At 39.9% G+C, this 19276-nt stretch carries 30 protein-coding genes; 7 read left to right on the top strand and 23 right to left on the bottom strand.

The annotated features are described in order from the left end of the window. Positions 1-8 precede the first annotated feature (8 nt). From MKX35_RS27930 to MKX35_RS27910, 5 genes are read right to left on the bottom strand one after another with little or no spacing between them, the layout of a single operon-like run. Positions 9-176 carry a hypothetical protein gene (locus tag MKX35_RS27930; RefSeq protein ID WP_179086640.1) on the bottom strand — a complete coding sequence of 56 codons (168 nt, stop codon included), beginning with the start codon at positions 174-176 and terminating at the stop codon, positions 9-11. Continuing rightward, the gene (locus tag MKX35_RS27925; protein ID WP_076298324.1) at positions 173-1480 is read right to left on the bottom strand and encodes a replicative DNA helicase; all 1308 of its coding nucleotides are present in this window, start codon (positions 1478-1480) and stop codon (positions 173-175) included. The genes MKX35_RS27930 and MKX35_RS27925 overlap by 4 nt, the downstream gene beginning before the upstream one ends. Further along, entirely contained in the window at positions 1473-1850 is a 378-nt protein-coding gene (locus MKX35_RS27920) for a replicative helicase loader/inhibitor (RefSeq protein ID WP_076298325.1), read from the bottom strand. Before MKX35_RS27920 ends, MKX35_RS27925 begins: the two co-directional genes overlap by 8 nt. Continuing rightward, positions 1768-2673 (bottom strand): hypothetical protein, encoded by a 906-nt coding sequence (locus tag MKX35_RS27915; protein ID WP_076298326.1) that lies wholly within the window; start codon positions 2671-2673, stop codon positions 1768-1770. Before MKX35_RS27915 ends, MKX35_RS27920 begins: the two co-directional genes overlap by 83 nt. 11 nt (positions 2674-2684) lie before the next feature. After that, a complete protein-coding gene (locus MKX35_RS27910; RefSeq protein WP_179086641.1) occupies positions 2685-2834 on the bottom strand; it encodes a hypothetical protein in 150 nt (49 codons plus the stop codon). A gap of 178 nt (positions 2835-3012) precedes the next feature. Between MKX35_RS27910 and MKX35_RS27905 the strand changes: the two genes are divergently transcribed. Then, positions 3013-3168 carry a toxin-antitoxin system protein gene (locus tag MKX35_RS27905; RefSeq protein WP_143759290.1) on the top strand — a complete coding sequence of 52 codons (156 nt, stop codon included), beginning with the start codon at positions 3013-3015 and terminating at the stop codon, positions 3166-3168. Here the strand turns inward: MKX35_RS27905 and MKX35_RS27900 are convergent. The 12 genes from MKX35_RS27900 to MKX35_RS27850 form a co-directional block, all read right to left on the bottom strand. Next, entirely contained in the window at positions 3165-3326 is a 162-nt protein-coding gene (locus MKX35_RS27900) for a hypothetical protein (RefSeq protein ID WP_179086642.1), read from the bottom strand. The genes MKX35_RS27905 and MKX35_RS27900 overlap by 4 nt on opposite strands. Further along, positions 3323-3514, bottom strand: a complete 192-nt coding sequence (locus MKX35_RS27895) for a hypothetical protein (protein WP_076219313.1) — start codon at positions 3512-3514, stop codon at positions 3323-3325. The genes MKX35_RS27900 and MKX35_RS27895 overlap by 4 nt, the downstream gene beginning before the upstream one ends. Then, on the bottom strand, positions 3511-3702 hold the full coding sequence (locus tag MKX35_RS31950; RefSeq protein ID WP_445252427.1) for a hypothetical protein: 192 nt from the start codon (positions 3700-3702) through the stop codon (positions 3511-3513). Before MKX35_RS31950 ends, MKX35_RS27895 begins: the two co-directional genes overlap by 4 nt. Positions 3703-3718: 16 nt before the next feature. Next, positions 3719-4090, bottom strand: a complete 372-nt coding sequence (locus MKX35_RS27890; RefSeq protein ID WP_076298329.1) for a hypothetical protein — start codon at positions 4088-4090, stop codon at positions 3719-3721. 70 nt (positions 4091-4160) lie between these two features. Then, complete coding sequence (gene recT / locus MKX35_RS27885) at positions 4161-5006, bottom strand: recombination protein RecT (protein ID WP_256716206.1); 846 nt, start codon at positions 5004-5006, stop codon at positions 4161-4163. 2 nt (positions 5007-5008) lie between these two features. Further along, positions 5009-5884: a YqaJ viral recombinase family nuclease gene (locus MKX35_RS27880; RefSeq protein ID WP_076298330.1), complete on the bottom strand. Its 876-nt coding sequence runs from the start codon at positions 5882-5884 to the stop codon at positions 5009-5011. Positions 5885-5924: 40 nt separating this feature from the next. After that, positions 5925-6107 (bottom strand): hypothetical protein, encoded by a 183-nt coding sequence (locus MKX35_RS27875; protein WP_076298331.1) that lies wholly within the window; start codon positions 6105-6107, stop codon positions 5925-5927. 47 nt (positions 6108-6154) lie between these two features. After that, complete coding sequence (locus MKX35_RS27870) at positions 6155-6409, bottom strand: hypothetical protein (RefSeq protein ID WP_076298332.1); 255 nt, start codon at positions 6407-6409, stop codon at positions 6155-6157. Further along, positions 6399-6635, bottom strand: coding sequence for a hypothetical protein (locus MKX35_RS27865; protein ID WP_076298333.1), 237 nt, complete (start codon positions 6633-6635; stop codon positions 6399-6401). The genes MKX35_RS27870 and MKX35_RS27865 overlap by 11 nt, the downstream gene beginning before the upstream one ends. Beyond that, the gene (locus tag MKX35_RS27860) at positions 6628-6759 is read right to left on the bottom strand and encodes a hypothetical protein (protein WP_256716207.1); all 132 of its coding nucleotides are present in this window, start codon (positions 6757-6759) and stop codon (positions 6628-6630) included. Before MKX35_RS27860 ends, MKX35_RS27865 begins: the two co-directional genes overlap by 8 nt. A gap of 10 nt (positions 6760-6769) precedes the next feature. Then, a complete protein-coding gene (locus tag MKX35_RS27855; protein ID WP_076298334.1) occupies positions 6770-7036 on the bottom strand; it encodes a helix-turn-helix domain-containing protein in 267 nt (88 codons plus the stop codon). A gap of 72 nt (positions 7037-7108) precedes the next feature. Beyond that, positions 7109-7354 carry a helix-turn-helix domain-containing protein gene (locus MKX35_RS27850; RefSeq protein WP_076298335.1) on the bottom strand — a complete coding sequence of 82 codons (246 nt, stop codon included), beginning with the start codon at positions 7352-7354 and terminating at the stop codon, positions 7109-7111. Positions 7355-7492: 138 nt separating this feature from the next. On the opposite strand from MKX35_RS27850, the gene MKX35_RS27845 reads away from it, so the two are divergent. Then, positions 7493-7822 (top strand): helix-turn-helix domain-containing protein, encoded by a 330-nt coding sequence (locus tag MKX35_RS27845; protein ID WP_076219304.1) that lies wholly within the window; start codon positions 7493-7495, stop codon positions 7820-7822. A 24-nt stretch (positions 7823-7846) separates the two neighbouring features. Here MKX35_RS27845 and MKX35_RS27840 read toward each other — a convergent pair whose 3' ends face one another. Continuing rightward, positions 7847-7987 carry a hypothetical protein gene (locus MKX35_RS27840; protein ID WP_179086643.1) on the bottom strand — a complete coding sequence of 47 codons (141 nt, stop codon included), beginning with the start codon at positions 7985-7987 and terminating at the stop codon, positions 7847-7849. Positions 7988-8085: 98 nt separating this feature from the next. Here MKX35_RS27840 and MKX35_RS27835 point away from each other — a divergent pair, with 98 nt between their 5' ends. Both MKX35_RS27835 and MKX35_RS27830 read left to right on the top strand, forming a co-directional pair. Then, a complete protein-coding gene (locus tag MKX35_RS27835; protein ID WP_076298336.1) occupies positions 8086-8298 on the top strand; it encodes a helix-turn-helix transcriptional regulator in 213 nt (70 codons plus the stop codon). 277 nt (positions 8299-8575) lie between these two features. Next, positions 8576-9796 (top strand): tyrosine-type recombinase/integrase, encoded by a 1221-nt coding sequence (locus MKX35_RS27830; RefSeq protein ID WP_076298337.1) that lies wholly within the window; start codon positions 8576-8578, stop codon positions 9794-9796. A gap of 192 nt (positions 9797-9988) precedes the next feature. Here the strand turns inward: MKX35_RS27830 and purU are convergent, their stop codons facing one another. Further along, a complete protein-coding gene (purU, locus tag MKX35_RS27825) occupies positions 9989-10888 on the bottom strand; it encodes a formyltetrahydrofolate deformylase (protein WP_076298338.1) in 900 nt (299 codons plus the stop codon). A gap of 65 nt (positions 10889-10953) precedes the next feature. Beyond that, complete coding sequence (locus MKX35_RS27820) at positions 10954-12063, bottom strand: deoxyribonuclease IV (protein WP_076298339.1); 1110 nt, start codon at positions 12061-12063, stop codon at positions 10954-10956. Between the two features lie 172 nt (positions 12064-12235). Here MKX35_RS27820 and MKX35_RS27815 point away from each other — a divergent pair, with 172 nt between their 5' ends. Together MKX35_RS27815 and MKX35_RS27810 are read left to right on the top strand one after the other, a co-directional pair. Then, the gene (locus tag MKX35_RS27815) at positions 12236-12700 is read left to right on the top strand and encodes a DUF2621 domain-containing protein (RefSeq protein WP_042124904.1); all 465 of its coding nucleotides are present in this window, start codon (positions 12236-12238) and stop codon (positions 12698-12700) included. A 40-nt stretch (positions 12701-12740) separates the two neighbouring features. After that, on the top strand, positions 12741-13646 hold the full coding sequence (locus tag MKX35_RS27810) for a TIGR01777 family oxidoreductase (RefSeq protein WP_076298340.1): 906 nt from the start codon (positions 12741-12743) through the stop codon (positions 13644-13646). 28 nt (positions 13647-13674) lie between these two features. Here MKX35_RS27810 and MKX35_RS27805 read toward each other — a convergent pair whose 3' ends face one another. Then, positions 13675-14382 (bottom strand): FHA domain-containing protein, encoded by a 708-nt coding sequence (locus MKX35_RS27805; protein ID WP_076298341.1) that lies wholly within the window; start codon positions 14380-14382, stop codon positions 13675-13677. Positions 14383-14766: 384 nt separating this feature from the next. On the opposite strand from MKX35_RS27805, the gene MKX35_RS27800 reads away from it, so the two are divergent. Beyond that, a complete protein-coding gene (locus MKX35_RS27800) occupies positions 14767-15261 on the top strand; it encodes a hypothetical protein (RefSeq protein WP_076298342.1) in 495 nt (164 codons plus the stop codon). A 98-nt stretch (positions 15262-15359) separates the two neighbouring features. On the opposite strand, the gene MKX35_RS27795 is transcribed toward MKX35_RS27800, so the two are convergent. Both MKX35_RS27795 and MKX35_RS27790 read right to left on the bottom strand, forming a co-directional pair. Next, a complete protein-coding gene (locus MKX35_RS27795) occupies positions 15360-17162 on the bottom strand; it encodes an ATP-dependent helicase (RefSeq protein WP_076298343.1) in 1803 nt (600 codons plus the stop codon). After that, positions 17159-19171 carry an ATP-dependent nuclease gene (locus MKX35_RS27790; protein ID WP_076298344.1) on the bottom strand — a complete coding sequence of 671 codons (2013 nt, stop codon included), beginning with the start codon at positions 19169-19171 and terminating at the stop codon, positions 17159-17161. Before MKX35_RS27790 ends, MKX35_RS27795 begins: the two co-directional genes overlap by 4 nt. Positions 19172-19276: the final 105 nt, after the last annotated feature.

The following is a 19276-nucleotide window of genomic DNA, read 5'->3' as shown; positions in this document are numbered from 1 at the left end:
GTTCGTCTTTAAGCTCCCTTACGTAACCACTTTGCCGCCTTATATTCTTCTATGCCCTCCAGTATTTCTTCACGATCTGCATTGGGGAACCTCATTTTCAAAGATTTAGCACTTGGAATCATCTTGTCACTGTAGCCACATCTCTTCAGGTATTCGTAAATCTCCCATTTGTTCATGCCGTTTCCCTCCTATCCATTTCTAAAAAGTTACTTAGATTGCGCTCATAAACCATCTCATGTACGCCTGTCCAACCTTTGCGATTCTTGTCTACAATCACTTCCATCACGCTATATGTGGTGTTGTTCTCGACTGTCTTTTCAAAGTAATCATCCCTGTGGAGCAAGATAATTAGGTCTGCTGCGAACTCAATATCTCCTGATTCTTTCAAATCTGCCATCGTAGGACGCTTTTCTCCCCGTTTTAATGAGCTGATGCATATCACTGGGCAATCATTATCTCTAGCTGCTTGTTTCAACCTTCTGGTGATGTATGTGACTTCTTCGCGCCTAGACTGAAACTTTCGTTCCGTTTGTATTTCTTGCAGATAGTCGATAATTACAACGATATCTTTGTGCAATTTCTTCAGCGCCTTAATCTCTCTCACGATGTTTTCAACCGTTTGGTGTGATTTATCGTTAATCAAGATATTGTTCTGCCGCAAGAAGATACTGCCATGCGTGTACCTACTCCATTCCTCTGTGGTCAGATACCCGTTTTCTAGGTTCCTACCTTCGATTCGAGAGTGTCCTGAGATAATCCGGTCCAAGATGTCATGTTTTTTCATTTCGATGCTTATAAACTCCACGGCATCCACTTTAATAGAACCTCCGGCCATTCTTGCTATGTTCACCGCAAAGGCTGTCTTTCCGACTGAAGGCCGCGCACCTATGATGATCAAGTCTTGCTTCTTTGCACCGCCAACTTTTCTGTCGAACTGATCGGATATGATCGGATAACCTGGGACATGACCATTCTTCTGCCGTGCAAATATGGTTTCGTCATAATCCTCAAGCATCTTGCTGACTGACTCTGTGGTGTTTTCCTTGATAATCTTTGACTCAAGCTTTTCTATGGCCTCTTGGAGGTGCGCTGTGTATTCTTTCGGATCACTGAACTTTAGTGACTCTAAATTAATGTCTGAGTAAATCTGTTCAGCGTCTCTCAGGAACTCATTTTCTCTGACAATCGTTTCGTGCGATAAAAAGTAATCAGGTGATCCAGCGTGGTTTACCAAGTCCAAGAAGACGCTTGTACCACCTATAAAGCTGATTTGTTCGTTACTCAGGCAATGCACAATGTTAATTGTGTCTATGGGCTTCTGCTGCTCTCTCAGATGTAGCATGGTTTTAAATATGAGCTTTAGATCATCTAAACAAAATGAGTCTTCCGTTAGGATCGTATCTTCTAGAAGTTCAGGTTTTAACAGTATGGCTCCCAGCACCGCAGCTTCGGCATTTCGATCCACGTGAGTCTTACTCATCGCCTTTACCTAATGCCATCTCAGCGATTATTTGATCTTCATACTCACTTTTCGTGATGCCTAACGTTTTCCACGGTGGCGGAACTGCCAGCCTCATTCGATCCTCGTTTTCCTTTTCTTGCTGGATAGCCAGTTGCTTGCGTCGTTTGAATATGACTTCTTCGTTCGGCTTAACAATTTCATGGATGGTTGGTTGGAATTTACTCTGTTTGATATGGTCTCTCAGGTTATGCGCTGCCGTTTCTGCATCTGTTTCCATCAGAAACTGTGTCCATAGGTTCTTTGTGTCATTGTCTAGGTTGAAATTGGGGTAAGCTGTTTTGATTTGGAGTAATATCAATAATGCTTCTTGCTTTTCCAATGTCTTCAAGCGTCATTCCTCCTACAATTTCTCGTTTAAGCTCTTCTCGTTGTTGAGCGTCTTTATCTGCTTTACTTTGATACTGGGTCGGAAACATGCTTACGGTCTTATTTTTCATTTGCGCGGTGAGCGTGTCCCATTTCTCTCTGAGTTTAGAAGCAGATAAAATGTTTGATTGCCAAAATGAATCCTTTGTAGCCCACTCAATCACTCTTCCAATCTCTGCTGGCTCTCTGTTGTCTATATCTATTAACTTCCTCATGTCATTTGCCCATGTTTGGAGGTTAGGTTGTTTTAAGTCCGGCTTATGTTTCAAAATGTTTGTATAAAGATAATTAGCTGTCCGAAACGGAAGACTGTCTTCGTCATAAACTTGTTTAGGACTATTACTCTTTACCTTTTTATCATTCTTATCATTCTTGTTTGTGACCACTTGTTGACCATCTGTTGACCAGTTGTTGACCACTTGTTGACCATTTTGTTGACCATCAGTTTGATATTCTAGCCATTTAACCACTGCTACTACTGAGAATTTGTTGTTCGATTTGATGACCACAAATTCGTGTTTTTCTAAATTTTCTAGCCATCTCCATATCGTAGTTGGAGGTTTTTGTTCTTTCTTCTTTAACCCACGATTGTACATTTCAGCGAGGTCAAAACGGCCTGTGACAAACTCACCTGGAAACAACTTCACGATCTGCTTTCCTATCATTTGATCACGTTCTTTATGTGTAGCTTCAGTGAGACAAATCATCCATAACCGGAATAAATTCATGTCATTGAATACTGGGTTCTCTCTGATCTTCCGGTGAAGCTTTATCCACCCGTCCATATGATCACCGCCTAAACAGCTTTCGAATTTTTAGCCGCGCGGATCTCATACCAACGGTTCTGACAGGATTTAGCGGTGCGTTGTAGCTGGTCTGACGCTTCGCAGAACAGTTCAAGCACCTTCTTACGGTCACGCATACCATCAAGCATGATTGTGGTCAAACGCGCGTCCTCCGCGCTCGTCCATTCGTGATAGTAAAACCTTGTTTTGGTGTCCATGTTGTCCATCCTTTCTCGTTCGCCATCTGATAATCTTACTTTATCCTACTTTATCCTACTTCGCAAGATAAATGTTTGAAATATCGGATAAAATGCTATAATTTTTTTGAGGTGTATTTATATGGTGAGACAAACCAATAAAGAAAAGTTATCAATCACGTTAGATGTTGAGGTATTTGAGTTTGTAAGTTCAGAAGCTGTGAAGGATGATCGTTCTGTAAGCTCGATGATTAACGTCATCCTCCGCAACTATATGAATGAGAAGAAAAAGGACTAAGCGCTCAACTTCTCAGCTTCATCAATCTTCCTTTGGTGAACATCGATCATGTGCTTATTCCACTCGATCCCACCCACATCACCGTATCTCTCTGCCTCTGCTAAGGCTGTGGTATATACGGTGATGAACTCCTTCCACATTGCAATCTCTTCTTTCATGCGCTCACTTTCCTCTCTCTGTATGCCTTGAATCCATAGCTCCGATCTAGCAGCCGCTTATCAATCTGCACTCTTGGAGTTTCAAGAGATTTCATGTGAATCAGCATCTTGATAGCGAGTGAAGGTGATACATTGCCGTTCTCCGATATCTCACGTCGAGCCAACTTTTCATAATCTGCACTGGTCATGCGCTCATCCCCTTCTTTTTGCGTTTATCCTTCACGATCTGATCCAGATCATCGGCAATCTTTTGTAGCTCCTTTCCTGTAGGACACTCGTTTTTGCAGATGCTTTGCAACCGGTTATAGGATGGGTGCGCCCATCGCTTGTCCAGTTTCAATGAGCACGTTTTGCAGACTTCTAGGTGCTTGTCCATTTGTTGGATAACTGTGTCACGGTTCATGGATGCTACCTACTACATTGAAACTCAACTCGCCTTTTTTCTCATAGTCAAAAAGTTCATTCAGCGACCAATCATTACAACCCCACATGTAATATCTAAAATCAATAACATCGGTTACTACATCATTTCTGTATTCAAAATTAAGAGTTATTTCTAGTTTGTCCCCTTCGTACATTTCCTTTAGTCCGGTGTATTGCCCAACTGTCTCAGGTCGTACTTGGTAAGCAAACGGGAGTCCTGCCTCATTGGAAATGTAATGTCCCTTTTTCAGGTGCCGCACATCCTCTGGTAAGATAGCTAGATTACCGATGTGCCAATTACCTTCAACGTCCATTCCACGAAACTTAATCTCTCTACTCATTTATGCTTTCTCCTTATAACTCCACGCGCGCGTGGGTGGCTTTGTAAACTCCGATAACTACTACCCTCTGTTAGAAGGGTAGCTCGCCTTGATTAGGATCAACCGTGGTCTCTGTCGTTTCCTCAGTAACATCTTTCCAATCTGTCACGTCCACAATTTCGCTCATATTTTCTGCTGAAGAATCGAAGTATTTTGTTGTTTCATCCTGATCTACAGCACGTTGGAATTCAACACTAATCGGCATATATTTCATTAGAGATTTAAGAACTGTCTTCTTAGCCATCTCGTCAAAGTGGTCTACCCATGGCCCGAAGTTCTTAGCCTTACTGAATTTATCCCGGTGGATCACGATGTCCTGTCTGCTCATGACCATGAAGGAGTAACCGCCATCCTTGAACTTGGCATAAGAGTAATACTTCACTACGGCTCCACGATCACCATCTGCAGGAACGTGTTTCAACTTCTCATTAATTCCGTACTCATATTCAAATTCATCATTCTGGTGAACAGCCTGTGCCATGATGCTGCTGATCTGTCCGGTACGGCGTGCTAATTCGATCAGACCTTTATATCCAATCTGAAACTGGCATTCGTCTACGCCTTTGTTCTTATATGGAATGAGGTATGCGTGACCCAAGATAGAAGGTTCAAGCCCTAGCTGAGCACACTGCATAACGGCTCCTAGAAGGCTCTCAGGTGAGCAGACCTTTAGTTTAGGGTTAGTACGAATACTTGTTGTAGCGATTCGAAGGAGACGATCAGGAGTTAAGTGTTTAGGGATAGCCTGTGCAATAGCTGGCTTCATTTGTTCGAATAGGTCATTGATGGTTTTCCCTTTGGTTGGAGCTCCTGTAGCTATTTGTCCTAACGTTCCTGCTAATCCACTTTGATTCGTTGGTGCTTTTACCATATTCATTGTTAATTTCCTCCTAATATTTTGAATACGCGACTACCGCGTGCGTTTGTTTTCCAAGAACAAAGTTTTTCATCTTTCCATATGGCTAGCTCATTTTCACCCATCAACTGCTTAACTTTGTTTTTCACGTCCTCATGGTCTTCCTCTGCCTGTTTTAAGGCTGTCTTCGTAACAAGTAGTCTGTTTACAAGGTCATAGTAGACTTCGCTTATATTGACACTTGTAGAGGCGCTACGAGGGAACATATAATTCATCAAGTTAGTGTCCTGTGCTTTAACTTCTGGTAGCGCTCTCGCTATCACATGATCGTTCCAAAAGTTTTCTTCGATTGTGATCAGGCTGTTAATCAGGTTTTCATCACGTTCAATCACTCGCCACTGAAAGTCCCATCCTCCGATTAGTACAGCTACATACCACTTGTCCGCGCCAGTAACAGCCATATAGTGATTAGCCTGTAATTGATATTCTGTCGGAATAACTTCTGTATTACCGTCGAACCAGTGATTTCGCGAATATTCTCCAGTGTTTTTTATTTCAAGCCCGGCATTCTCTCCTGGAACCCAACGGTCAATGTTTGCAAGCATGCAAGGATGGTCTTTGTGTTGAAAGATGTAATTCTGTTTTTGAACACGTATCCCGGTTTCTTCTTCGAACCAATCAGCTACAACTGGTTCAAGGATGCGTCCAGCCTTCATTTTTGGATTGTCTGCGATAGGTGGAATCTCTCCGATTTTGTCTAAGTAGACTTCCAAAGCTGATTTATAACGGCTTAGACCACAGATAGCAGCTACGTCTGAACCGCCAATACCACTACGCCGCCACTCTAACCACTCATCATGCTCCATGTCCTTTGTGCCTACTAAACGAATCGCTTGCATCTGTCATTCCTCCCTAATTCGTGCTAAAATGGACGTACATTTAATTTTCGAATAGCTTTTCCCGGGCAGCCATTGCAGTGGCTGCTTCTATGCGTCTTTTGGCATAAATGTAATTAAGTGCGTACACACAATACAAAGGACCAGTCAACTTACCTCTCTCCTTCGCCATCTTCGCCAGGATTATGAACGTCCATGGGTCTGTCGGTTCTATCGGTTCTGCCATCCTCCTTTCCTCCCTTCCCGTAATGTTCAATAATGTCCAGTACCGTTTTAAGCAGATTCTTTCAGCTCTCTTTCTAACTCCAATGTCCATTGGTAGATCAATTCCTCTTGCGCTTCTTTTGCGGCTATTTCAGCCTCATATTCACTCAGTTCCATGATGAATGTGGCAACTAATCCCTTATCCTGCAGATCACGTAGTAAGTTTTCGTAGTTAACTGCTGCTCGTTGGAAATGTCGGCCGCATTTGGTATCAACCATGAATTGCATCAACTCTGGGTAACGTGGGTCTGTGTTAGCTTGCATCGTCAAACCCTCCGATCGGTCTCACGAATGGTTTGATCGTGCTGGTCATAGCTTCGTTCTTGTGACGTGTACAATGTGGCTGTAAGGTGTCGTATACCTCCCACTCTGCTTCGGCGCCGCATCCGCAAGTTGGTGTGAAGATGCGTGTTTGCTTGGGCTTGTCCGGTCGTTTAAATGGAATTACTGTCAGCCTGCGGTTTGTGATATCATCGAGTTTTTTAGCCAACTTTCTTCTCCTCCTTTAACTTCGCCTGTTCTACTTCATTACTCATTCGCAGTATCAATTCTGGGGATAAGTTGTTAACATTTAGTTTTACTCTCTGAAATTGCTCGATATTTTTCTTTTCCATGTTGTCCTCCTTATGAAATGGAACGTACTCCAGTTTCAATGTAGTTGATGCGGCGTTGAGCTACTTTATCCTGCTGCTGACGCTGAGATTGGATCCAGCCGATGAAATCCGTCTTAACAACTCTGCGAGATTTTCCAACTTTGAAATTCGGTATTCCACCACGATCTGGCGGTAGTTTAAACAGTTCATACACCGTGTTTCGTGCTAAGGTAAGGTAGTCTGCAATATGCTGGGCTGTTAATACTTGTGGTAGATCCTCAATATTTGTTGATTTCATAATGTGCCTCCTGTGTAAGTTATTTTGCAGGAAATAGGTTGTGAAAAATTGAATTGTATATATGGATTGAAATTAAGCTGATTGTTTATTACACGTTATGTGTAACTTTTCTTCAAAAAAACTCGTGTTTTCTTCATTTAACTCTTTTACATCTACACATAAGGCATCAGCAATTATCACTGCGTATTCATAACTTAATCTATTAGTTCCATATTCAATATTGCTGTATCCACTTGAGTATTTGAAACCCAGTTTTTTTGCAAGGAACGTTTGGCTTATTCCACGATCTACTCTTAACTGTCTAAGTTTGTGTCTCATTTCATCACCACCTTACTCGTTTCGTGTAACTCATAACTAAATAATACATACTCATAACGTGTAAGTCAAGACACTTATAGTGTAATTAATTATTATTTTTGTGTAATGGTGATAATATATAGAATTGGGAGGTGCGTAATGTCTATTTTAGGGGATCGCCTAAGAGAAGAACGCGAAAAAAGAGGATGGTCTCAAGTATTTGTGGCCAAGAAACTCGGATTGAAGAGAAGCAGCACATATGCAAATTGGGAGTATGGAACGAGAGAACCTGATTTGGAAATGCTGAATAAAATTTCTGAGTTATATGAAATTTACATCGATGATTTAACGAAGTCTAGTAATAAGAAAAAATCAAAACAAGATGAAATACATGAGTCAAAGTTGAAAATAGCGGAAGAAATACTAAAACTACCTGAAGATAAAAGAAAGATTATTGAAGATCTATTGAAGACATTTAAAAATGATTAGACAGCTGGGCGCCCAGCATAACTATTAATTTTCGATTAGTTCTAAATGATTAGTTATTGCTTCTTTTAAAGCGTGCATACAGGCTGACTTAGCTACCTCGATAAGTGATGTGAGCTCTTTCTTGCTCGCCTCAAGTATCATTTTGTTAATATCATCGTCAGACATAGCATGGCTCCGTTCTCTTGATGTTTTAGTAAGTCAATAATAAGCGAACAAACGTTCTTAATCAAGGTAAATAATTGTAAGAATTGCGAGGCGCGATCATGGGTTACTATCCAGGTCGATGCCTACTCGCGCGAAGGCTCAGAGAAATCGGTAAATCACAGCAATGGTTAAGTGATGTGACTGGTATAAGTAAGTCGCAAATCTCGGATTATGTAACCAATCGAAGAATCATGTCATTGTCTACAGCAATGACAATTTCCAAAGCCGTGAAATGTTCGATGGATGATCTCTATGAAATTGTACGTGAGTAGGCTTGAGTGGCGTAAGCTGCTCCGACCCGTGAAAAAGTACAACAAGTCGCGTACTTCTCATCATACCTCCTTCCTTTATGAGCAAATTTTACCATGGATATATTAGTAATTAATAGCGGTAAAAAATTGAATAAAAATGCTTGAAATTGATTTTATACATAAGTTTTACATAATACAGTAGATTACACTCATAAATAGAACACCATTAATCAAGTATGGTCTTTTTGTTACCCCTCCCCTACAATACAGACATAGAGAGAGTGAAGGAGTGATCCTAGTGAAAGGTCATTTTTATAAGCCACATTGTAAGTGTCCTGGTAAACAAAAGAAAAAATGTGGGTGCGGCGCGAAGTGGTCTTTTATTATTGATGTAGGTATACATCCTCAAACGGGAAAGCGTAAGCAAAAGAAAAAAGGTGGATTTGATACGAAGGGTGATGCTGAAGCAGCTGCAGCCATTATGCTGGTAGAACTTCAACAAGGAACGTTCGTAGAAGAACCAAACACTTCGTTTATGGAATTTGCGGATAACTGGTACAATTACTATCAATCCACTGGGAAAGTAAAGCCAGGAACAATTAGAATGCGCAAATATGCAATTAAAAATTTGCTTCCCTATCTCCAATATCTGAAGATGAAAGATATAAACTTATCCACTTATCAAAATGCGCTGAACGAATTGCATGCAGAAGGGTTAGCCAACAAGACTTTGGTAGGAATACAAAACACAGGTAAACTAATATTTAAATGGGCCATGGAAAAATCAGTGATTAAGACTGATCCTACGCTATATTCCTATATCCCCAAGACAAGGGAAACAGTTGAAGATTTAGAGCGTAAGAAAGAAACAATAAATTATCTAGAAAAAGAAGAACTTGCGTTATTTTTAGATGCTGCCAAAACAAAAGGACTTGAAAGAGATTATGTTATCTTCATGATGCTGGCATACACAGGTATGCGAGTGGGTGAACTGTGTGCATTGAAGTGGAAAGACATTGATTTCGAGGAACATCGGATAAGCATAACCAAGACTATTTATAGTGATAACAAGCATGTTAAGGAATATGAATTGCTCACACCTAAAACGAAAAGGTCCAATCGGATCATTGAAATTGATGAGGATCTGATAAAAGTATTAGAAGAACATCGAGCTCGACAAAACGAGGTAAGAATGAGGCATCGCAATACTTATCATGATAAAGACTTTGTTATTGCCAAAATGATCTCAAATTACGGTTACCCTGAATATGTAGGTCAAGTTGAATACAGAACGAAGAGGTTATTGAAAATAACTAACCTGAATCCAAGTATAACTCCTCACAAATTCAGACACACGCATGTATCGCTTTTGGCTGAACTTGGGATTGGTTTACAAGAGATCATGGACAGGCTCGGACACGAGGACGATGCTACTACAAAAAATGTATATTGGCATGTGACGAAACCGAAGAAAAAAGAAGCATCAACTAAGTTTGCTGAGATGCTCAGAGAACTATAAAAATACTTTTTGTTACCCAAATGTTACCCAAATCACAATAAATGAGGATAAACCCCTTATATATCAAGGGTTTATCCTCATTTACATGTTATATGCTTTTTTACCTGTAGAGATTTAGAGAGCTATTAGATTATAGAGTTCCGGTAAAAGCGCTCAGGTTCATACCATAGGCTCTCACCGGAAAATAACCTTTTATTTAAACACTACGGTCTTATTTTGATGGACGAGGATCCGGTCTTCGATATGCCACTTCACCGCACGAGCCAGAACAACCCGCTCAATGGTGCGTCCAATCCGCTTCAGCTCGATGACATCATCACCGTGACTAACCCGCTGTACATCCTGTTCAATAATCGGGCCACCATCAAGCTCTTCTGTAACATAGTGAGCAGTTGCTCCAATAATCTTTACCCCGCGTTGGTACGCTTGAGCGTAAGGATTACCGCCAATAAAGGCCGGCAGGAAGGAGTGATGAATATTAATAATTTGGTGGCGATAGTGCTCAATAAACGACGGAGAGATAATCTGCATATACCGAGCCAGAATTATAACATCAATGTCGTCTCCGATGACCTCAAGCTGACGTTTTTCCGCCTCAGCCTTAGTATCAGCTGTAACTGGAATATGGTGAAAAGGAATGCCGAAGGACTCGACATACGATTTCATATCAAAATGGTTGCTCACGACGAGAGCGATGTCAGCTTCTAGATCACCAGCTTGCCACTGCCAGAGCAGCTCCACAAGACAATGGTCTTCTTTAGAGACAAATATGGCTAATCTTTTCTTATGACGAACATTGAAAATTTTCCAGTTCATCTTGAAACGTTCAGCCACCCCGCCGAACAAAGAACGGATCTCTTCCAGACGATCTCCTAATTCGGGAAGGTCAAACTCAACTCTCATGAAGAACATTCCGCCATCTGGATCCATTGTGTACTGATCCGATTGCACAATATTCGCGCCATGCTGATACAGAAAGTGTGATACAGCCGCCACGATTCCCGGTCCGTCAGGACAAGAAATGAGCATACGCGCCCGGTTGGAATAAGACTCAACACCTGACGAATTGTTTCTTTTTACGTGTAATTCCATGATCCTCATCCCATCCTCTCATCTACATGTGCAATCTGAAGTCTAACTTATGCGTGAACGAGCACTTACTTGCCTGCTAACCATGCAATCAAGCGATGATTAATGGCTTCCTCGCTCAATTGCGGGAACAGCTCGGCAGCGATGACTTCATCATATAGACGCTCCAGCGGTTCACGTGGATCAGCTTTTTTAGCCTTGGCATCGTTCTTCAGCATCTCCCAGACATTAAGCATAAATTGACGGGAATCGATCTCCTTATTAGCAAAAAAATCACGCAGTTTTTCAACATCCTCTATAAACTCCGGTCCAAATCGTTCCGCTACGTTACCACGGAGCAAAGCAATCTCTACCTCATACATCGGACGCTGTTTCTTCGCATCTTTACCAACCCATGGCGTCTCAAGAATGAATGGCAGACCTGTCAATTTCTTATGATGTACGATTTTGTTAATCGTATCAAAACCGATCCAACCCGAACCAATTGGAGTGTGACGGTCTTTACCTGCTCCACATGGATTTTTGCTGTCATTGATATGGATAACCCCAAGACGATTCAAGCCGATAATCTCATCAAACTTGTTTAGAACGCCATCCAAATCATTAACGATATCATAGCCAGCATCATGAATGTGACAAGTATCAAGACATACGGATAAACGCTCGTTATGTTCAACCTTATCAATAATAGAAGCAATCTCCTCGAAGCTGCGCCCGATCTCTGTTCCCTTACCAGCCATAGTTTCTAGGGCGATATGAACTTCCGTTTCATTAGTTCCCCCAAGAACCTCATTAAGGCCATCTGCAATCCGCTGAATGCCGTATTCTGCATCCTTATCAGTGAATGCACCTGGATGTAATACGATATGCTTGACCTCAAGTGCGTGCGTACGGCGGATTTCCTCTTGTAAGAAATCAACGGCCAACTGATACGTGTTCTCTTTATAGGAAGCGAGATTAATAATGTAAGGTGCGTGGACGACAATCTCCTCCACACCGTTTTCTTTCATTGCTTGCTTTCCTTCAACCGGATACATGGCATCAATCGGCTTGCGGCGCGTGTTCTGTGGCGCTCCTGTATATATCATAAATGAGCTGGAACCATACTCATTTGCTTCATTTGCTGCGGTCAAAAGACCCTTGTCCGAGCAAGACACGTGTGAACCTATTTTCAGCATACTTCTTCCCTCTTTCCTTCACGAATTACCCCCTATTCTACCGTGATCAGAAAAATAAATCTAGACAAGGTCAATATGCTGGGTTCTGCTTCGCAAAACTTTGGAAATAAGCTATACTTTAATATGAGATTAAATTATGTGAGAATACTCATTGCCAAAAGGTGGTGCATGCATGTCTATCCAATCAGGACTTGGTTTATTATCCGCAACACCGAGCAATTGGTTCATGAACTCTATCGCTTTCTGGACATTTATGCTGCTGGGTTCCATGTGTATCGGCGGTTTTTTTATGTTCCGGAAATTCCTAAAGGTGTTGCCAAAAGCTGATGGAAAATCAAAGCTGGACTGGCAAAATTACTGGGTAGAACGCAGTCGTTCACTCTGGAGTGATGAATCAAAAGCTTTCTTAGACCAGCTTGTTCAGCCTGTGCCTAGCCCTTTTCGCGATATCGCCAAACATTCCATTGCTGCCGAGATCGGTAAGATCGCTGTGGAAAGTAATGCAAAAGAGGTTACTCGTGATCACTGCATTAAAGGTTACATAGTCGCCACACCACGGCGTGACAATCGTTTCCTCGTCAATTTTCTTGAAAAGAATAAAATCGACTACTCTGCTTACCAGCATTTGTTTAAGTGATTGCTAATCAAATGTCGCGTTCAGAACGGAGGCCCACCTTATGAAATATGTGATATGTGGCGGCACCGGTTTTATTGGCAGCGAACTAGCAAAATACTGGCTACTAGCAGGCAATGAAGTTGCAATCGTCGGTCGCAATCTACCTAAAGCTGCGCCATATCATCCTAAGCTGAGTTACCACACATGGGACAGCCTTAACAATGATCAAGCACCCATAGAAAATGCTGATGCCTTGGTCAATCTTGCTGGCGCTTCTCTTAGCCAACGTTGGAGTCCAAGTGGTAAAAAGGCAATCATGCAATCCCGTCTTGCAACCGTTTCCGCTGCTGCTAAGCTACTCGACCGTTTGAAACACAAACCTCCTGTAGTCATTCAGGCGTCCGCTGTAGCTATTTACGGAACCTCTTTGCAAGATACCTTTAATGAATCATCACCAGCCCATGTCATGGACTTCCCTTCTGACGTGGTTAAGACATGGGAAGAAGCTTCAGATGAAGCATACAAGAATATCCGTAGGATCAAGTTGCGTACTGGGGTTGTGCTCGGCAATGAAAGCGGTGCTTTCCCAAAAATGAAGCTACCTTATTTACTGGGCTTTGGTGGTAATATCGGCGCGGGAAACCAGTGGGTATCCTGGATTCACCTGACGGATATCGTCCGTCTAATCGATTTTTGTATTCAGAATCCCACCATCGCCGGACCTGTTAATGCGACTGCACCACATCCGGTCACGAACGAAGAGTTCGGTAGAACGATCGGCAAAGTATACAAACGGCCGCATTGGTTCCCACTACCCGCCATCCTGTTAAAAACAGCAGTAGGTGAATTGTCTGAGATCTTGCTCAAAGGACAACGCGTTCTTCCATCGGCGGCATTAGAACATGGCTTTATCTTTACCTTCCCCACACTTCAAACCGCTTTAGAAGATTTGAAAAGCCAAAAATAGCAGAATTAACATTCTTTGCTTGTACTCTTCATCCCATGTGGAATGTGTAACTTCCTTTTACAATCTTAAATACGGTCCCCTCTGACAGCGGGTACTCTTTGTAAGGGATCATGGCTTCGCCTTGAAAAAGCGTTCCATTTCTGGAGTCGAGATCCTTTAGTACGTATCCGCCAGGGCTCCTAGATATCTCCGCATGTACTCTAGAAGCTCCTTCCGATCTTTCTACATACTGAGCTACTTCTGCCGATCGGCCAATGATAAAGCTAGTTCGGTTTAACGCTATGGTTTCCGACTCTGCCTCTTCCTCATCGCTTCTTTTGAGATAAGGAACATTTCGAGCTAGCTTCTCATTTCGTTTGCCTTGCTCAGGTGTTTCCTCCCGTGATAATAAAGCGGTTGGGGCTATTGGACCTGGTGGTATTCCAGAACTATCCTCCTCTTTCCTTGATTCAGATCGCACAGACGGAATGTTAGATAAAGGGTCGGATGGATGCTGATCTCCCTTTGGAATCGATGCTGCAGGACGCACAGTGGTCACAGGATTCCTACCGAAATCCCACTCCAGTTCTCTTCGATTCGGACTCCGGTTTGTATCTTCAGAATCCTCACTCGTATGTTCCTTTTCTTCGTCACTTCCAAACCTTATCCTTTCGCTCCATACCATCCAGCTAAAAGTAATCAAGGCAATCGTTGCGATCCCACAAACGGCTAGCCATAACGGTTTTGGGTTATTCAAATATAGGAATTTACCCGCCTAATTGATACATAGTTTATTTTGGAATGCATCAAAGTGATTAGAAAGCCCATGGAATTTCATATCGAAATCATTGAAGAATTCGAACGTCGCCGCGTTAAAAGGCAACCTCTTATAGTTATCTGGACTCAACATATAAATTCAGCGCCAGTAGACGCTTTTTTATATTAATAATGAAATTAATAAGAACAGAATCTAATTAACAATTTTTAAGGTCATCTATCTTTTATAAGAGTATTAGCAATTGATACATCAAACGATTCAGGGATAACTAAATATATTTTATTTCATGAATTTGACAAAGATGTGTTATCGAATACAATGATATGATATCAGCCATATAAAATATTTAAGGGGAAATGTTTAATGAAAGAGGCTTCAATTAAGTACATTCATGAGAAAAGGGAACAATTTAGTAATAAGGTTCTTTTATATGCTTTAGGAATTACATCAGTATTGATAGGTTTAAGTGTAACGTTAATTAACTTTAAGGCTATAATGATTGCTTACTTTATAGGTTTATTATTAATTTCTTATCTCACGTACAGAACAATGGACAAAATATACGCTGAAAAGGTTTCCCTAAAAAGAAAAACTGTAATTGAAAATTGTTTTCCAATTGTATCAAACGTAACTATTCAACAAAAAGAATTAATATTATTAGACATTGACTATATGTTTGAACGGTTAGAAGGAATGAGAGAAATAGCAAGAAAGGATAAGGAGCCGCTGGTTAGTATGAATGACATAGCGCTGATTGGTAATAAGCTTGAAAATAACTTGAAGTTAACTACAATTGAAGTTGACGGATTAAATAGAATGTACAGTAAAGGTAATCATAATCCTAACAATCCCAAATAATAATTAGAACCCTATTATAGAACAAGCGCCGTAATAGGCGCTTGTTCTATTTATATTGACGTTTTCTACGACTCTGTGCTTCTTCCATTCGGTAAATCTTATTTTCCATAAACCTCATGAAGCATTGTCCAGAATCTGGAGGGTTTTTTATTGAAAATCGTTCCCCATTTGTTTCTCTCAGTCAAAGAACGTACTAAATAGCAAGCTCTCTTTGCTCGACTAATACATACAAAAAACACCCTAAATTCTTCTTCCATTTTGTTTGGGTCAGGACTTATTCTATTCCAATAGAAAGGGAAGTTGTCCTCCTCCATTCCTAAAAGAATAACAACTTCGAATTCTAGACCTTTTGAACTGTGTCTGGTTGAAATAGTTACCTGATTATCAGGTTTTAATATTTGTACAAATTTTCCAACAGAGAAATCGCTAAATTCCCCATTCGTAGCTAAATCCATTAGTTTAGTTAAATTTTCAACTTCATCAGGGTAAGAATCAGAATCAACTAGGAGAATGGTAAGAGACAATTGTTCCTCGATCCAACAAAGCCAATCTGAAAGCTTTTCATTGCGTAACTCACTTTTGCGTAATACATTGTAAAATTTTTTCTTTTCAGATAAATCATCAATTATTAAGTATCCTTTATGCTGCATAAATAAACGAGCCCAAAACTCAAATAACTTTGTGAACGATTCTGCCCTGTAATCTATACTCCAAGAAGCACATTGAATCAGCCATGTAACAATTATGCTAACTTCAAAATCTTTGCGTTTATTAATGTGATATGGGATGTTGGCTTCTTGAAAACGCTCGCTCAGTCTTTTGGCATAGTCATTCTTGCTAACTAGGACACAGATTTCATTTAGAGCGACCCCTGATTGAATACAATCGGGAACTATTTTGTGAATTACTTTGTGAAATTGTTCTTCGATGCCTTCTGAACAGGTGATAAAGTTAAATTCTGCTTTTTCACCAATTCTGGTGCCTGCTCTGTAATTCTCAATTTTTTCTGCTGGTAAAGCCAATTGATAAGCATCGATTATTCCTTGATTACTTCGGAAATTGGTCAATAATTTAAAAGAAGCTATATCTGGCATTTTATATAGTTCCATGAGAAAATGAGGGGTTGCCCCATTGAAACTATAAATGGACTGGTTAGGATCACCCACGGTGAAAATCTTGATATTTGTTGAGGTGATAAGAGAAAGAATCATCTCATGCAAAGGTTTACCTAAGTCTTGATACTCGTCAATTAGAATCCATGGAAACTTAGCCTCTAAACAATCCCTCACATATTTTTCTTTCTGAATCAGAATTGTAGCGTACTTTACGATATCAATGTAATCTACTTTGCCTAAAGAATGAATTCTCTTCTCATATTCTAAAGTAGCTGCAAGTGCATCATTATTACTTGTGGCTGTAACTCTGCTCATACCTGTAATACCTAGTGTTCGTTCTTTGTCCATTTCTTCAAATGAAAGTGAATCCTCCTTAAAACCCAAATATTCAATAGTTTTTTTGAAAATTAGTTTTTTTTCTCTTTGGGATATTATTCTTATAGGTAATGGAATTCCATAATCAAAAAGATGGGCGAAAGGTTTAATGACTTCAGCAATACAAAATGAATGGACCGTTCCTAAAAATACATTACTCCTTTCTTGGTAGCCATACATATGAAGTCGATCATTAAATTCTTTGGCTGCTGATCTGTTATATGTAACACAAGCGAGACCTCTCGGAAATAGAATGCTTTCTTGCAGTAAACTCATGATTTTCAGTGTTAGCACCGTAGTTTTACCACTTCCAGGTCCTGCAATTACAACTGTACTTTTATTTGATTTGTATGCTTTATATTGATAAGGGTCTTTTCTAATTTCGGCTAGTTGTTGTTTATAATAGCTCATGATGATGCATCGACTTTTTCAATAATTTGATTAATTGCCGCTTCTATGTAATCAGGAATGTGAACTTTTAAGCACTTTGTCGACAACCTTTGTGCGAAACGGCCTTTCCCTATACCGTTATCACTATTTTCTATTTTTCTTAAACACGCATAATAATTTCCATTTTCAAGTTCAGATTTAAAATTTGCTTGTTGCTGTTCTCCACCTGATGTTAACTCATTAAAGGTACTGTAAATGACTTCTAGTGCAATAGGATTACTCATGCACTTACGCATAATATCGATTTCAAAGGTATACATCCCAACGAAGAATCCATACTCTGACACCAACAAATCTTGATCTTCTAGGTCAAAGAGTTCTTCGGGCTTAATTTTTTGTAAAGAAGTTAATATTCCTAATACATTTTCATTTCCTAAAAAACCACATAAGTCAAAATTGTTATCATGTTCAGAGGACATAATATGGAATTTTTTGATCATGGAACCATCGTTTTTCTTTGGATCTAAGATGTAAGCATAATAATCTCCGTCTGTAATACAAACATAAGGAATTCCAAGCTTGTCCAAATACTTAATATAGGGAGTGAAATTTGTAGAGTTAATATTGCAAACCATGATTCCTTTTTGATCCAATGGTTTGTTTAATAGATCCGCAAATTTAGGAATCAGATATTCCTCAGCAATTCCTTCAACCAAAATAACACCTTTTCCAAAAAAAAGTTCCCCTCGTTTCACATCCAAATACCTTTCTAAATCTTGCTTTTCATTTGGCAATAATCCTGTATTTGAGGCGGTCTTAACTTGGGTTCCGTCAGTTGTCCAGCGCAAATGTACAATAGATTCTAAAGGTGCTACAGATGATATGTGGGGGGAGTGTGTGGTCATTAAAATGGATGCGTTACCATGCATAACATCTTTATAAATAATACGTTGAAGTGCGGGATGTAAATGCGCTTCGGGCTCTTCCAACGCGAGTAATGTAAATCCTTTTTGGTTCGGGTTTGATTCATCCATAAAAATATACAGTAAACGAAGGTTTTCTTCAGTTAATTCATTTCTTAATTTAAAGCCTCCTTTTTCCGTTATTTCATAACAATCTCCAAGAATATCAGAGTTATCAAGATTAATTAAATCGAAATATTGATTGAACCTGAGATAGCTCGGAACAGTTCTGTCTTCAAGTGAAAGTAGAACAAGGGAAATATAGAGGATATTTGTTAATCCCATGCTTGTTTCACTAGTAGGTCTCTTGTTTTGACCGACCATTAGTTTAAGAGATGTCAAAATTCGATTAGGATCAAAATCCATTGTTTCAAGGTGAAGATCTGTGTCAGGTTGAAAGCCAATAACTTTATTAAATCGGGAGTTTATATTAGAGACTAGATCTTTGATTTCATCCATAGTGAGCAATTCGTTACTTTGTGACTTTAAATTTTGAGCAATTGATTCCAACTCATTTTTGTCAAAATCATAGTCTTTCAAGAGTTGAGTAATCGGTGACTTTTTTGAGTTTCTCATTTCGCTTTCGACATCTCGAAGAGCATTGATCACCCTGATATTAAAATACTTTCTTTGCCGATAGGAGAACGGAATAGCTTCGTCGTCTCCTTGATAAATGTTATATGTATATTGTTTAGTGCCATCTTCTCTTTCTACTGGATAATAACGATATGTAAGTCTGAAGGTCGGAGGAGCCTTGGAGACGGTGGCGTCGGATAAAACTGCAAGCAAAGTTTTATTGGTTTCAAATCCCTGTACTTCGATAAGAATTTCGATTTCTTCACCGTTTTCCATAGGATTTTCAAGACCATTAAAAAAATCGGACTCTCCAAGTTGTCGATCATCGTCACTTAGCCGAGGATCTAAAATAAGCTGCAATGCACGAATAAGATTTGTTTTACCTATATTATTTTCTCCAATTACTATTTGTTTATGGCTAAGTAAGATATCTATATCTTTGAAATTTCGAAAATTCTTAATCTTTATACGAGATATAAAAGGTGACTTCATATGTGATTTTCCTCCTGTTATCTATATAAGTCGTGAATTCAATTATATTCCATCCTGCATCTGATAAAAACATATATTTGGAATTCAAAGAAATTAAAACAAAGT

Origin of the sequence: Paenibacillus sp. FSL R5-0923 (genome assembly GCF_038009145.1) — a bacterium.
Taxonomy (GTDB): Bacteria; Bacillota; Bacilli; order Paenibacillales; family Paenibacillaceae; genus Paenibacillus_AQ.
The sequence above is the reverse complement of the archived record's forward strand: the minus strand, read 5'-3'. Positions and strand labels throughout refer to the sequence as shown.